General features: G+C 65.7%; 9 protein-coding genes. 3 read left to right on the top strand and 6 right to left on the bottom strand.

Annotated features, from left to right (window positions below; translation table 11 throughout):
• The first annotated feature begins 229 nt into the window (after window positions 1–229).
• A complete protein-coding gene (locus G6048_RS42080; RefSeq protein ID WP_165344889.1) occupies window positions 230–1,021 on the top strand; it encodes a S1 family peptidase in 792 nt (263 codons plus the stop codon).
• 207 nt (window positions 1,022–1,228) lie between these two features.
• Complete coding sequence (locus G6048_RS42085; protein WP_165344890.1) at window positions 1,229–1,894, top strand: LysE family translocator; 666 nt, start codon at window positions 1,229–1,231, stop codon at window positions 1,892–1,894.
• A gap of 46 nt (window positions 1,895–1,940) precedes the next feature.
• Here the strand turns inward: G6048_RS42085 and G6048_RS42090 are convergent, their stop codons facing one another.
• The gene (locus G6048_RS42090) at window positions 1,941–3,059 is read right to left on the bottom strand and encodes a winged helix DNA-binding domain-containing protein (RefSeq protein ID WP_165344891.1); all 1,119 of its coding nucleotides are present in this window, start codon (window positions 3,057–3,059) and stop codon (window positions 1,941–1,943) included.
• Window positions 3,060–3,236: 177 nt separating this feature from the next.
• Between G6048_RS42090 and G6048_RS42095 the strand changes: the two genes are divergently transcribed.
• Complete coding sequence (locus G6048_RS42095) at window positions 3,237–4,403, top strand: magnesium and cobalt transport protein CorA (RefSeq protein ID WP_165344892.1); 1,167 nt, start codon at window positions 3,237–3,239, stop codon at window positions 4,401–4,403.
• A gap of 312 nt (window positions 4,404–4,715) precedes the next feature.
• Here G6048_RS42095 and G6048_RS42100 read toward each other — a convergent pair whose 3' ends face one another.
• From G6048_RS42100 to G6048_RS42120, 5 genes are all read right to left on the bottom strand, one after another.
• A complete protein-coding gene (locus G6048_RS42100) occupies window positions 4,716–5,924 on the bottom strand; it encodes a tyrosine-type recombinase/integrase (RefSeq protein ID WP_165344893.1) in 1,209 nt (402 codons plus the stop codon).
• 51 nt (window positions 5,925–5,975) lie between these two features.
• The gene (locus tag G6048_RS42105; protein ID WP_328828561.1) at window positions 5,976–6,311 is read right to left on the bottom strand and encodes a helix-turn-helix transcriptional regulator; all 336 of its coding nucleotides are present in this window, start codon (window positions 6,309–6,311) and stop codon (window positions 5,976–5,978) included.
• Window positions 6,312–7,374: 1,063 nt separating this feature from the next.
• Window positions 7,375–8,628, bottom strand: coding sequence for an IS256 family transposase (locus tag G6048_RS42110; protein ID WP_165344896.1), 1,254 nt, complete (start codon window positions 8,626–8,628; stop codon window positions 7,375–7,377).
• Between the two features lie 56 nt (window positions 8,629–8,684).
• Complete coding sequence (locus tag G6048_RS42115; protein WP_235991000.1) at window positions 8,685–10,181, bottom strand: group II intron reverse transcriptase; 1,497 nt, start codon at window positions 10,179–10,181, stop codon at window positions 8,685–8,687.
• Complete coding sequence (locus tag G6048_RS42120) at window positions 10,178–11,980, bottom strand: reverse transcriptase/maturase family protein (protein WP_165344894.1); 1,803 nt, start codon at window positions 11,978–11,980, stop codon at window positions 10,178–10,180. Before G6048_RS42120 ends, G6048_RS42115 begins: the two co-directional genes overlap by 4 nt.
• Window positions 11,981–12,229 lie beyond the last annotated feature (249 nt).

Raw genomic sequence — 12,229 nt, forward strand, 5'->3', positions numbered from 1 at the left:
GAAAAGAAACCCTCCGCCGACGGAACCCGGTACGCGTGCCCCGCAAGTCCGGTCGGGCGAAGGGTGATCGAGGGTAATCCCTCGTCAACTCCCGCAGGGAGTTCCCTAGTTGGGAAACCAAGGCCCCGCTTCTAGCGTGGGACCACGCCCGCAGGCTGTCGCACCGCGCCCCCCACACCGCTCAGCTCCCCCCACAGTGCAACCCCCACCGGCACTCCTGAGGAGACTCATGTTCGGGCTCACCCTTGCCAAGAAGGCCGTCGCCGTCACCGCGGCGGTCGCCGCCGCCGCGACGACCGCCCTGCTCGGCGCGACCACCGCAAGCGCCGCTCCCAACCCCATCGTCGGCGGCACGACGACCACGGCATCCGCGTACCCGTACGTCATGCAGATCACCGACGCCTCCCAGAACCAGTTCTGCGGCGGCACCCTCGTACGGGGCAACAAGGTCATCACCGCTGCCCACTGCCTGGTCGGCGAGACCACCAGCAGCATCAGAGTCGTCGGCGGCCGCACCTACCGCAACGGTACGAACGGCACCGTGGCCAGAGTCAGCAGAATATGGATCCACCCCGACTACAGATCCGTCACGCGCGGCGACGACGTCGCCGTGCTCACCCTGTCGACGTCGATGCCGTACTCCCCCATCGGCTACGTCTCCTCCTCCGACACCGGCGTCTACGCGGCCGGCGCCACCGCCCGCATCGTCGGCTGGGGCACCACCAGCGCGGGCGGCTCCTCCTCCAACCAGCTGCGCACCGCGACGGTTCCGACCGTCTCGAACTCCTCGTGCTCTTCCGCGTACGGCTCGCGCTTCGTCGCCAGCGACATGGTGTGCGCGGGCTACACGCAGGGCGGCGTCGACACCTGCCAGGGCGACAGCGGCGGCCCGTTCGTGATCGGCGGCAGGCTCGCCGGCATCACGTCGTGGGGCGACGGCTGCGCCGACGCGGGCATCCCCGGCGTCTACACCCGACTGACCACCTTCTCCTCGCTGGTCACGTCGCAGATCAACTCCTGACCAACAGACCCCCGCCCAACAGACTCCTGAGCAACCAACTCAGGTAATGCCAGGGGGCGTTGCGGGCCGCCACGAGCGGGTCGCAACGCCCCCTATCCACATGCCCATCCACATGCCCATCCACGTACCTGTCCACATACCTGCCCACATGCCTGGACGCGTTGTCAGTGCCCCCTGTTTCAATGGGGCTCGATGGGGGTGATGGGCATGGTGTCCACGGATCGTTTCCTGGCCTTCGCGGCCATGTCGCTGCTCGTGATCGTGATCCCGGGCCCCAGCGTGCTCTTCGTGATCGGCCGCGCGCTGGCCCACGGCAGGCGCACGGCGATGGCCACGGTGGCCGGGAACGTCATCGGCTCGTACGCCCTCGTCGTGGCGGTGGCTGTCGGCGTCGGCTCACTCGTCGAGCGCTCGGTCGTCGCCTTCATGGCGGTGAAGCTGGCGGGCGCCGCGTATCTGGTGTTTCTCGGCGTCCAGGCGTTCCGCCACCGCAAGGACTTGAAGGCCTCGGCGATCGGAGCGGAGTCGAAGGGGGCGGCGGGATCGGCGGCGTCGGCCCGCGGCGATCTGCGGACGATCCTGGACGGCGCCGTCGTCGGCGTCACGAACCCGAAGGGCATTGTCTTCTTCGCCGCCGTACTCCCCCAGTTCGTGGATCACTCGGCCGGTCAACTCCCTTTGCAGATGCTCCTGTTGGGTCTGGTCCCGATATCCATAGGCCTTGTCACGGACACCTTGTGGGGCTTGACCGCGGCCGCGGCCCGTACCTGGTTCGCGCGCTCGGACCGTCGCCTGTCGGCGATAGGCGGCGCGGGCGGCTTCGCCATGATCGGACTGGGTGTGACGGTGGCGGCGACGGGACGGGCGGACTGAGCCGTTTCGCATGCCGTCCGGCTTCCGGACCGTACGATCCGCGCCCTCAGGTGCGTACGACGGTGCCGAACCGGATGTCGTACGAGGCTGCCGCACTCAGGACCGACAGCATCCGCTCCGCTTCCGCGACCACATCGTCCCGCTCGCGCCTGGTGAGGGGGTCATCGAACGGCTCGATCGTGACCACGACGCGTTCGCGCGACTCCTCAAGCTGCCATACGCCCCTGAGGAAGCCGTCGACGAGGAGAGTGCGGTAGGCCTGATTGCCTTGCCAGTGGCGGCCCTTGTACTCGGCGGGGACCACGCGGGAGCGGTCGGCGTGGGAGAGGAGCAGGTTGTCGAACTCGGGCAGGAGGCGGGCAGGGGCCGGGGTGTCCGCGTCCGGGCGGGGCGCGTCCGGGAGGTCGAAGAGTTCGATGCCGTTCTCGTCGCGGAAGGTGGTCAGTTGGGGTCGTAGCCGTTCGAAGGCCTCGCGCAGGCGGGTGAGGCCGGCCCAGGCCTGCATGTCCTTGACGGAGGCGGGGCCGAAGACGGCGAGATAGCGCAGCACGGTGTCGTCGGGCGCGGGGGCGGGCTCGGCGGGCCGGCCCAGCCAGTGCTCGGCGGTGGTGAGCGCCACCTGGCCGCTTCTGCCCCACATGCCGCGCGGGGTGACCTGGACGAGGGGCAGCCGGCAGCGGGCCGCGCTGGAGAGGGCGAGGGGGTCGGCGTCGGGCCACTCGGCGAGCAGCGCTTCACGCAACTGCTTCATGGTGCGCGGCTCGGCCTCGACGAGCTCCCGGCTGATCGCGGTGAGCCGGTCCAGGTCGACGCCGACGAGCCCTTTGCGGAAGCCGTACAGCTCCCGCTCGCGTGCGGCCTGCACCAGCGGTCGCAGTATGAGGCAGTCGTCGGCGGTGTGCGTGTGGATGGTCGAGCGCATGGTCACGATGCGTACGACCTCGCGTGCACCCATCGCCGCCGACAACTCCTCGGGATCGAAGCCCTCGAGGCGAGCGGCGAGCGCGTAGTACGGGGGCTTGACGTTCTGTGCCTGGAGGCCGACCAGGTGCTCGACGGCGTCCGTCGCGGACAGGGCGGCCCGGCGCAGGAGCAACTGCCGGTCGAGGGTCGCCCGGTTCAGGGCGCGGGCGCTCAGCACGGGGGCGGTCGAGGTCTTCGTCATGGTCCGCACGTTAGCGGGGACGTGCGGACGCGGTCTGTCCGCGTGCCGGGGCGCCCTCAGCGGATTCCTGCAATCAGTCAGACTCGGGGGTAGGCCAGACTCGGGGATGAGCCAGGCTGAGAGACAAGCAGGGAACAAGAGAGACAGCCATTCGACTCGACTCGGGAGGCAGCCGCGATGTCGGAGCGCCGAGCCCGCCCCGTACCCGCCGCGAAGAGCATCCGCAAGTCGGTGTGGCGACGCGGCATGACCCCGTCGGGACCACCGTCCGCGGAGCCGCCGAAGCCCCACCCGGCTCCTTCGCCCACGACTGAGGCGGAACCGCGCAGCATCGTCCAGGCAGCGCTCTATCGCGACGGCGTACGCGTCTCCACGCCCGAGTCGCTCGCCGAGACCTTCCGTGAGCTGCGCAAGCAGCAGGACGGTATGGCGTGGATAGGGCTGGCCCGTCCGACGGAGGCCGAAATCCTGTCGCTGGCCGACGAGTTCGACCTCCACCCGCTTGCAGTGGAGGACGCGATGGAGGCCCATCAGCGTCCCAAGCTGGAGCGCTACGGCGAGACCCTGTTCGTGGTCCTGCGCGCCGCCCGCTACCTCGACGCGCCCGAGGAGGTCGACTTCGGCGAGCTGCATGTGTTCGTGGGCCCCGACTTCCTGATCACCGTCCGGCACGGCGCGGCACCCGACCTATCGGTCGTACGTCGCCGTATGGAGGAGAGCCCGGAGCTGCTGAAGCTGGGCCCCGAGGCAGTCCTGTACGCGATCCTGGACGCGGTGGTCGACGGTTACGTCCCGGTCGTCTCAGGCGTCCAGAACGACATCGACGAGATCGAGACCGAGGTCTTCAGCGGGGATCCCTGGGTCTCCCGCCGCATCTATGAACTCTCCCGCGAAATGGTCGAGTTCCAGCGCGCCACCCGCCCCCTGGTCGGCATGCTGCACAGCCTGATGGCGGGCTTCGCGAAGTACGGCACGGACGAGGAACTCCAGCGCTATCTCCGCGACGTCGCCGACCACGTCACCCACACCAGCGAACGCGTCGACGGCTTCCGCCAGGCCCTCACCGACATCCTCACGGTGAACGCGACGCTGGTCACGCAGCAACAGAACGCGGAGATGCGGGCGTTGGCGGAGGCAGGCTTCGAACAGAACGAGGAGATCAAGAAGATCTCGTCGTGGGCGGCGATTTTGTTCGCTCCGACGCTGGTCGGGACCATCTACGGCATGAACTTCGACCACATGCCGGAGTTGCGCTGGGTGTTCGGCTACCCCTTCGCGATCGTCCTGATGGCCATGGTTTGTGCCAGTTTGTACATCATCTTCAAGCGACGAGATTGGCTCTGAGTAATCACCGAGGACGCGCCCGCTCCGCAGGTCGGAGGCACCCGATGGTGGGCGTCTCGAACGCCTCTGAGGGTGCTGGGGAGAATCTGGGGAGAATGAAACGCGCTCCGCTTCGTCGCTTTCTCCCCCGCTGGGCGCCAGCCTCGATCAGCAGCGCCGCAGCCCCAGCCATCGAGACCACCGATTGTCACCCAGAGTAAGCAACTTACCAGGCCCCGGAACGTCCAGGAGGGGCGCAGCATCACTGCGCCCCTCCTTCTTGCGAGTTCTGGGGAATCGTTTCTTCTGGGCAGCCGTGGCGGCCTCGGAAGGTCAACCCAGCAGGGCGTCGATGGCGCTGCGTCCCTTACCGCCGGCTTCGGGCATGAAGTGGGCGTAGGAGTCCAGAGTGATGGTCGGGCTCGAGTGGCCGAGCCAGCGAGCCAGGGTGACAACGGACTCGCCCGCTTCGAGGATGATCGAGGCGTACGTGTGCCGGAGCACATGGAAGCCGTCCTTGCGGGACGCCTTCCAGCGCTCGCCCTTCTCCCGCATGGGGATGACACCGGCGGCCGCCAGGGCAGGCTTCCACACCTCGACGTTGAAGATGTTCGCCCGGATGGCGTTGCCGTACGTCGTGGTGAGGATGAGCGGGACCTTCTTCTTCTCCCGATCCGGCTCCGGGCCACCCCACGGCAACTCGACCTCGACGGCCGGGTACTCCATGAAGTACTCAGCCAGCGCCGAGGCAACCGACGGAGGCATGTCGACGACGCGAGTCTTGCCTCCCTTGGGAAGCGTGAAGTAGAGGCGACCGTGGAGGAGTTGTACCTGCCGACGGACACGTATAACTCCACGCGCGAAGTCGACGTCCTCTGGTGACAGCCCGAACACTTCGCCCTGCCGCAGCCCGCACCCCAGCGCGAGCACGACCGAGATGCGGTAGCGCGCGTTGATCGCGTCCCGAACCCGCTGCGCGGTCTCCCGCGGCCAGGCTTCCCGCTGGTCCTCCGGTACCTTGGGCCAGCGCACGGACTTGGCCCGCATCGGGTTGCGCACCAGCCGCTTGTCGTCGATGGCAGTCTCGAGGATGTTCGAGAACGACGTGAGAATCTGCCGGGCGTAGCGCGGCGAGCATTCGCTTTCGAGCGCGGCGATGTAGCCGCGCAGCACTGCCGGGCTGATGTCCCGTACGGACACAGGGCCAAGCTGAGGCAGGATGTGAAGGCGAACGCGTTCGTCGATGCGTTTGACCGTGCCGGGCGCACCGCGAACTCCCGTCTGCCAGTAGTGCGTTACATAGTCGTCCAGCGTGATGGAGCCATCGCGGGGATCGACGAACTCACCGCGTTCGTTGTCGGTGCTGGACCTGCGCAGCCATGCCTTGGCGTCTTCGAGCGTGTCGAACGACTTGTCCCGGACGCCGGGGATGCCGGCGACCCGGTACCGGGAGCCCTTGCCGTAGCGGGCAGTGCGTTCCCGCTTGCCGGTGACGGGGTCCTTCTTCTTCTTGAGCCACCGGTCTTCAATGTAGCCAGCCAAATATTTCCCCCAGGGGTAGGTTGCGGGTAGCAGCGATCAGGCGGCGGGGCGTCAGGCAGTCGACGCGTAGTCGGCGTGGACCTGTGGTGTCCCACCCAGAGGGCTCAGTTCAGTGTTGGAGCGCGAGTCGGCCTGCTCCTGCTCGCGGACCCAGGCGTCAAGGGCCTCCAGCCGATACATGACGCGGCCGCGTGGTCCCATGCGGAAGCTCGGCGGTCCCTGTCGACGGTGCCGCCAGACGTAGAGGGTGTGGGGCGACAAGCCGAGGTACTCAGCGGCGTCTCTCACATTCAGAAACGCCGTGCGCACAACGACGGCGGTATCTGGCGTAGGAGCGGAGAGCGGGGCCAACGTGGGCTTCTGCATAGACCGTGGTGCTACCGCCATGCCGCCACCTCGCGGGCACGAGCGCGCTGGACAACGTCGACAGCCGCCGCCGTGTGACACTGACTGGGCTGAAAAAGGGCAGGGGGTATCGCGAATCGGCACATCGAACGGAATTCCTTGGAAAGAAGCGCGCTGGGCGACTGAACGGCACCGACAGCACCGGGGATTCCCTCACCGATTCGGCGCGGGCGTCGCTGCCTGGCAGCGCACAGGTACTGCGGGTTTGGGGCAGCAGCAGGCAGGAGCCGCTCGTTACCTCCTTGCGAAATCTTTGCGGCGCTGTCCACTGCATCTGCCGCGGCTCCACCGCCAAGCACAGCCGCTGCGAACACCGTCAATGGTCGTCACGATCGCCGGTTTGGCTAACCGGCGATCATGGTCTATGTTGTGCGCCCTCACAGGGAAGTTCGCGGCCCGTTTCTAGCGGACGAAGCTCAGGAGGCCAGCCGGTACGACCGGAGACCGAGAGTCACGCCGTCCGCCACGACCACCAGGAGCCCATCGGCAGCGAGCCGGTCGAGGTTGCATGCCACGACGCGCTCGGGAGCACCGAGGGCTCGGGCGACATGTCGGGGTGCGGCTCCGGGGTGTGTCGCGATGTGCGCAAGGACCCGCTCGGTCCCGGTGGTAGCCGCGTTGCATCAAGTCCTCGCCGAACAGCGCGGCCGCGCAGCCGCAGAAGCACAGGGCCTTGGAGAGGGCGCCGTACTCCTCTCGCTCCTGTGCGGTCCACACGTTCAGGGCACTGAGCGCCAGGAGGATGGGAGCAGCGAAGCGAGCGGATCGGAGAGCGGCATTCGACAGGTGGTGCTCCTTGAGCCGGGGCTTCTACGAGGAGGACGAGCAGCGTGGGGTACCGGCTGTCGTCATGGCCGACCCGTCTGCAGGTCGACCCGGAAGCCTTAGTACCTCTGCTGGCCTGGTGTCTTCCGGGACGTTGTACGTTGACATGGTCTCGGAGCAGGTTCCAGTCCTTTGAGGCTCTTCCTCGTCTGCCGTGGGCGAATGCTGTTCTCTGCCTCCAACGAGTAATTGTCAATACCTGTGGGTCGGTTGAGGTTGTTCAGGCTGCGTGAGCCTTGGGACGTTCAACGAGGTGGCCGCGTTCGAAGCGGGCTCCGGCTCGCACGAGGGCGACGAGGTGGGGTGCGTTGACCGCTCGCCAGCGTGCCTGGGCGGACTCGACGAGCTTGAAGACCATGGCAAGCGCGGCGGTGGCACTACCGGCGCCCTTGGTGACCTTGGTCCGCAGCCGTACCGTCGCGAAGGTCGATTCGATGGGATTCGTGGTGCGCAAATGGATCCAGTGCTCGGCCGGGAAGTCGTAGAACGCCAGCAGTTCATCGACGTCGTCGGTGATCTTCCGAGCCGCCTTGGGCCACTTCACGCCGTACGTCTTGTCGAAGGCAGCGACGGCCTTGACCGCGTGCTCGCGGTCCTCGGCGTTGTAGATGTCCTGCAGCGCCTTGCGCGCGCCGGGCTGGGCCGATGTGGGCAGGGCGTTGAGCACATTGGCCGTTTTGTGAACCCAGCACCGCTGATGGCGGGCGTCGGGGAACACCTCCGCCAGGGCCTTCCAGAAGCCGAGTGCGCCGTCGCCGACGGCGAGGACGGGAGCGCGCATCCCGCGCCGGGCGGCATCGCGCAGCAGGTCGGCCCAGGACTCGGCGGACTCGCGGTAGCCGTCGGCCATCGCGATCAGCTCCTTGGTGCCGTCCGCACGCACGCCCATGACGACCAGGACGCAGGATTTGGCCTGCGACAGGCGGATGCGCAGGTGGATGCCGTCGGCCCAGACGTAGACGTAGTCCGTGGCGGACAGGTCGCGCTCGCCGAAGGCTTGGTGGTCGGCCTGCCACTGCTGGGTGAGCCGGGTGACGGTGGCGGGCGACAGGCCGGCCGAGCTGCCGAGGAACTGCTCGAGCGCGGGCACGAAGTCGCCCGAGGACAGGCCGTGCAGGTAGAGCAGCGGCAGCACCTCGCTGATCTTCGGGGACTTGCGGCACCAGGGCGGCAGGATCGCCGAGGCAAACCGCTTGCGTTCCCCGGTCGCCTCGTCGACGCGCTTGTCGTTCACCCGTGGGGCCTTGACCTCGACCGTCCCGGCGGCGGTGGTGACCTGCCGCGGCTGGTGGTAGCCGTTGCGGACGACCAGGCGTCGGCCGTCCTCGTCCCGCTGGTCGGCCAACTCGGCTATGTAGGCGTTGACTTCGGCCTCAAGCGCGGCGGCCAGCATTCGCCTCGCGCCTTCGCGGACGATCTCGTCGATCAGGGAGCCGTTCGGGGTACTGCCGTCGGCATTGACTACGCTGAGCAGTCGGGTAGCTCCGGGGCATTGCTGCACCGGAGCCCCCTCAGAACCGGACGTGCGAGTCATCCCCGCATCCGGCTCAAGCTGGCCTGTGGCTGCCGGTGGGTGTCATGCTTCCGGTCGCCAGCGTGTGCCTGACGGTGACAGGTCGTGTGGATCAGTTCCAGGTTGCTCGGGTGGTCGCTGCCGCCCTTGCTGCGGTAGGTCAGATGATGCACGTGGATCGCCCGGAGGCTCCCCGTGAACCAATTGGCCCAGTCCTGAACGTCGTCCGGGTCGAATCCGGCTCCGTCGATCAGATCCAGTCCGCACCTGGGGCACAGCCCTCGCTGACGGTAGGCGAGGGAGAGGATTTTCTTGGGCTCTCCCACTGCCTGCACCCGCTTGCGTCGACGGTTCCCCCAGTACTCTTCCAGCTCCGGATCATCGGGCGACGCGTCGTCCTTGACCAGGGTGTGTCGCTGGATCGGCATCCAGGAGGCTTGCGGCAAGTAGTGCTCGGGGGTGCCGAACACCCACTTGCTGGACCTGCCTGGCTGGAACATGCCCCAGTACCTCCGTTTAATCCATCCCCAGGGTTTGCGGCGGTGTCGTCGCATGGCCCAGCGTTTCAGGACCTCGAAGGTGTGAGCGTCCAGTAGGTTGAAGGTCTCCTTCGAGCAGACAGTCCGGTAGTACATGGACCAGCCACGTACGAACGGTGACAGTGCCCTGACCAGGCTTTCAGTGGGCGAGCCGCTGTTCTCCCTGGCCGTGATACTGATCCGCTTCCGGGCTCTCTGCAGGGCATCCCGGCTCGGCTTGATGATCAGTTTCTCGCGGAACCTGCCAACGTTGAACCCGAGAAAGTCCACCCCGCTGGAGAGGTGAATCACCCTGGTCTTGTCCTCGTTGAAGGAGAGACCACGGGGTTCGAGCCATGCGGCGAGGTCCTGCTTGGCCTTGATCGCCTCTTTCTCCGTGGTGCAGAACACCGCGAAGTCATCGGCGTACCGAACCAGAGCCGGCGAGGTCGTCTTGGCGTTCCAAGGGCGGTTCGCCCCGATGACCTCTCCCATCCCATGGAGGGCGATGTTCATCAGCAGCGGGCTGATGACGCCCCCTTGCGGGGTGCCTTCAGGCGTTGAGACGAACCGCCCGTCCTCCATCACCCCAGCCCGCAGCCACCCCCGGATCTGCCGTCGTCCCGGAAACAGACTGACGGAGTCCATGAGGTGCTGATGACTGATGTGGTCGAAGGCGGCCGACAGGTCGGCGTCGAGGACCCAAAGTCGCCTGGCGGTCCTCCGCCCAGCGACATTGAAGATCATCTCTATGGCATCCCAAGCTCCCCGGCCTGGCCTGAAGCCGTAACTCCTGGCCTCGAACCTGGCCTCCCACTCCGGTTCAAGAGCGTTCTTGAACCTGGCCTGGTCGACCCGGTCCCGGATCACCGGGATGCCCAGAGGGCGCCTCTTGCCGTTCGCCTTCGGGTTGGGTGGGCCGCTGGCGAGGTGCCCATGGGCGGGTCCTTTTCCAACGGCCTCCCACCGAACCGGACGTGATCGATTTCCGATCATCCAGCTCTCCAGTGATTATCCTTTGAGATTGTGACAGGTCGTCCCGCGTGAATGTCGTCATGGCAGCCGCGGCATGTGATGAGCGTCTTGCGTTTCCGCTTCGCCATGATTTGAATCCAAGCGGGTTTTTCCCTGCGTCCCGGCTGCTTGAGGTCAGCGAGCTTGCGGATGTGGTGAACCTCCAGACTCTCGGTTTTCCCGCAGACCTCGCATTCACCGGCGAGGAGCCGACCGATCAGTTCGTTCCCACGCGTGGTGAACAGGATCGGTGAACGGTCGACGACCACCGCTTTCTTCTGCCGTCGCAGCGGAATACCGCCGAATCGCGCGACCAGTGGTTTCTTGCCCTCTCCACGGTTCACCACAGCCTGGAAGCAAACCCGAGGCCCAACCGGTGTGTCGATGGTGGTCTTGTACTTTCTGGCCATCTTCACGACGCTGGATCGGTGCTTTCCGGCTAAGGTTTTCAGCATCGAGGACTCCATGGCCCAATGCAGCCTGTTCAAGTGGCAGACATTTGTGGCACGGATGTAGTACTGGACGACGCCTCGATATTCGGCCTGATACTGTGAGATGATCGAGTAGTCCTGATCACTCAGCATCTGTGGCCGAAGCCACGGTTTCCCGTGACGCATATACGGGGCGCATCTGCGCGTGATCGCTTCGTCGGGGACCCGTAGCCCGATCTCGCCATTGATCGACCGCTTACCATTGGTGAGCTTGTCATTGGCGTGCTGGGTCACGATGTCGTATCCGAGGAAACGGGCCTTCTCTGTTCTGGCGTGGGTGATCAGCGTCTTCTCTTGCGACAGCTCCAGCTTGAGTTCCTCTTGCAGGAACTGCCCGAGCATCTGCTTAATCTCCCGCGCTTCGGCCTTCGGCCCGCTGAATCCGAGGAGGATGTCATCGCAGTACCGGATGTAACGCAAGCGGCGGTAGCAGGGATCTTCTAGATCCTTACTGGGGAGGGTGCGACGCTGCAAGCACAAGGCTTGCACCTCCGCTCGGTCCCCGCGTCGGCGCGCACTCCGGATTTGCGATGAGATCTTTTCATACGCGGGGTTGGGTGCCCGGCGCTCCCCTCGGCTGAACAACGGCAGTAGCTGTTGCTCGACGTACTTGTCCAGCCTGTCGAGGTAAATGTTGCTGAGGACCGGAGAGGCGATTCCTCCTTGTGGGGCGCCGGACAGCGTTGCACCCCATCGCCAGTCCTCCACGTACCCCGCCTTGAGCATCTCGCTCACCAGACGCAAGAACCGGCCATCGTGGACCTTCTCGCCGAGTGTTTCCATTAGGACCGCATGATCCAGCGACTCGAAACACTTGGAGATGTCACCCTCGATAAACCAGTTCGTGCCGTTCCAGACGTCGACTATCTCCTGCAATGCAGTGTGACATCCTCGTCCGGCACGGAAACCGTGACTATGGTCAGAGAACTGGACATCGTAGTACGCATTGTGGAGCATGCGCACCACCTCGGCCAGTAACTTGTCTGACCATCCAGGAAGCCCCAACGGCCGTGTCCCATTCTTTTTCGGGATACGGATTCGTTTGACCGGGCTCCATCGCCACCGCTCACAGCGAACCATGTCGATGATGAGATCGATCTTCTCCAGGGACATTCCATCCACGGTCTCCCCGGTGACCCCCGGCGTCATCGCACCCGCATTGGAGTACAACTTGCGGTAGGCCACCAGGTATAACTGGCGGTTGAAAAGTTGCCGATATAGCCGTTCCAGCGGCAGGCCACGCCTGCCACGCTCACGGAGGACATCCAACACCACTTCGGCGCTCTGCATTACGCATGCCTCCTGGGGTTTTGATATCCAAATCACCTGAGCCACTTTGCCCTGTATCCGGCTTTCCCGGACTCCCCGGCAGGTCGTAACTCCTGCGACTACTATTGGCTCTCCGTCACCTTAGAGCTCGTAACAGGATCTTGTGACGTCAGGCTCTGCATCGCTGACACATGGCCGCCTACTCGCTCGCGATACTTGGACTATGGACAGCTACGAGGGCACCGCCACGCTTGAGTGGTGGGCCAATCG

Origin of the sequence: Streptomyces ureilyticus, assembly GCF_011045025.1 — a bacterium.
Taxonomy (GTDB): domain Bacteria; phylum Actinomycetota; class Actinomycetes; order Streptomycetales; family Streptomycetaceae; genus Streptomyces; species Streptomyces ureilyticus.

What these genes read in the sequence shown, in the direction of transcription:
- G6048_RS42095 (WP_165344892.1), top strand. Translation starts at nt 3,237, where the DNA reads ATGTCGGAGCGCCGAGCCCGCCCCGTACCCGCCGCGAAGAGCATCCGC.
- G6048_RS42090 (WP_165344891.1), bottom strand. Translation starts at nt 3,059, where the DNA reads ATGACGAAGACCTCGACCGCCCCCGTGCTGAGCGCCCGCGCCCTGAAC.
- G6048_RS42085 (WP_165344890.1), top strand. Translation starts at nt 1,229, where the DNA reads ATGGTGTCCACGGATCGTTTCCTGGCCTTCGCGGCCATGTCGCTGCTC.
- G6048_RS42080 (WP_165344889.1), top strand. Translation starts at nt 230, where the DNA reads ATGTTCGGGCTCACCCTTGCCAAGAAGGCCGTCGCCGTCACCGCGGCG.
- G6048_RS42120 (WP_165344894.1), bottom strand. Translation starts at nt 11,980, where the DNA reads ATGCAGAGCGCCGAAGTGGTGTTGGATGTCCTCCGTGAGCGTGGCAGG.
- G6048_RS42115 (WP_235991000.1), bottom strand. Translation starts at nt 10,181, where the DNA reads ATGATCGGAAATCGATCACGTCCGGTTCGGTGGGAGGCCGTTGGAAAA.
- G6048_RS42105 (WP_328828561.1), bottom strand. Translation starts at nt 6,311, where the DNA reads ATGGCGGTAGCACCACGGTCTATGCAGAAGCCCACGTTGGCCCCGCTC.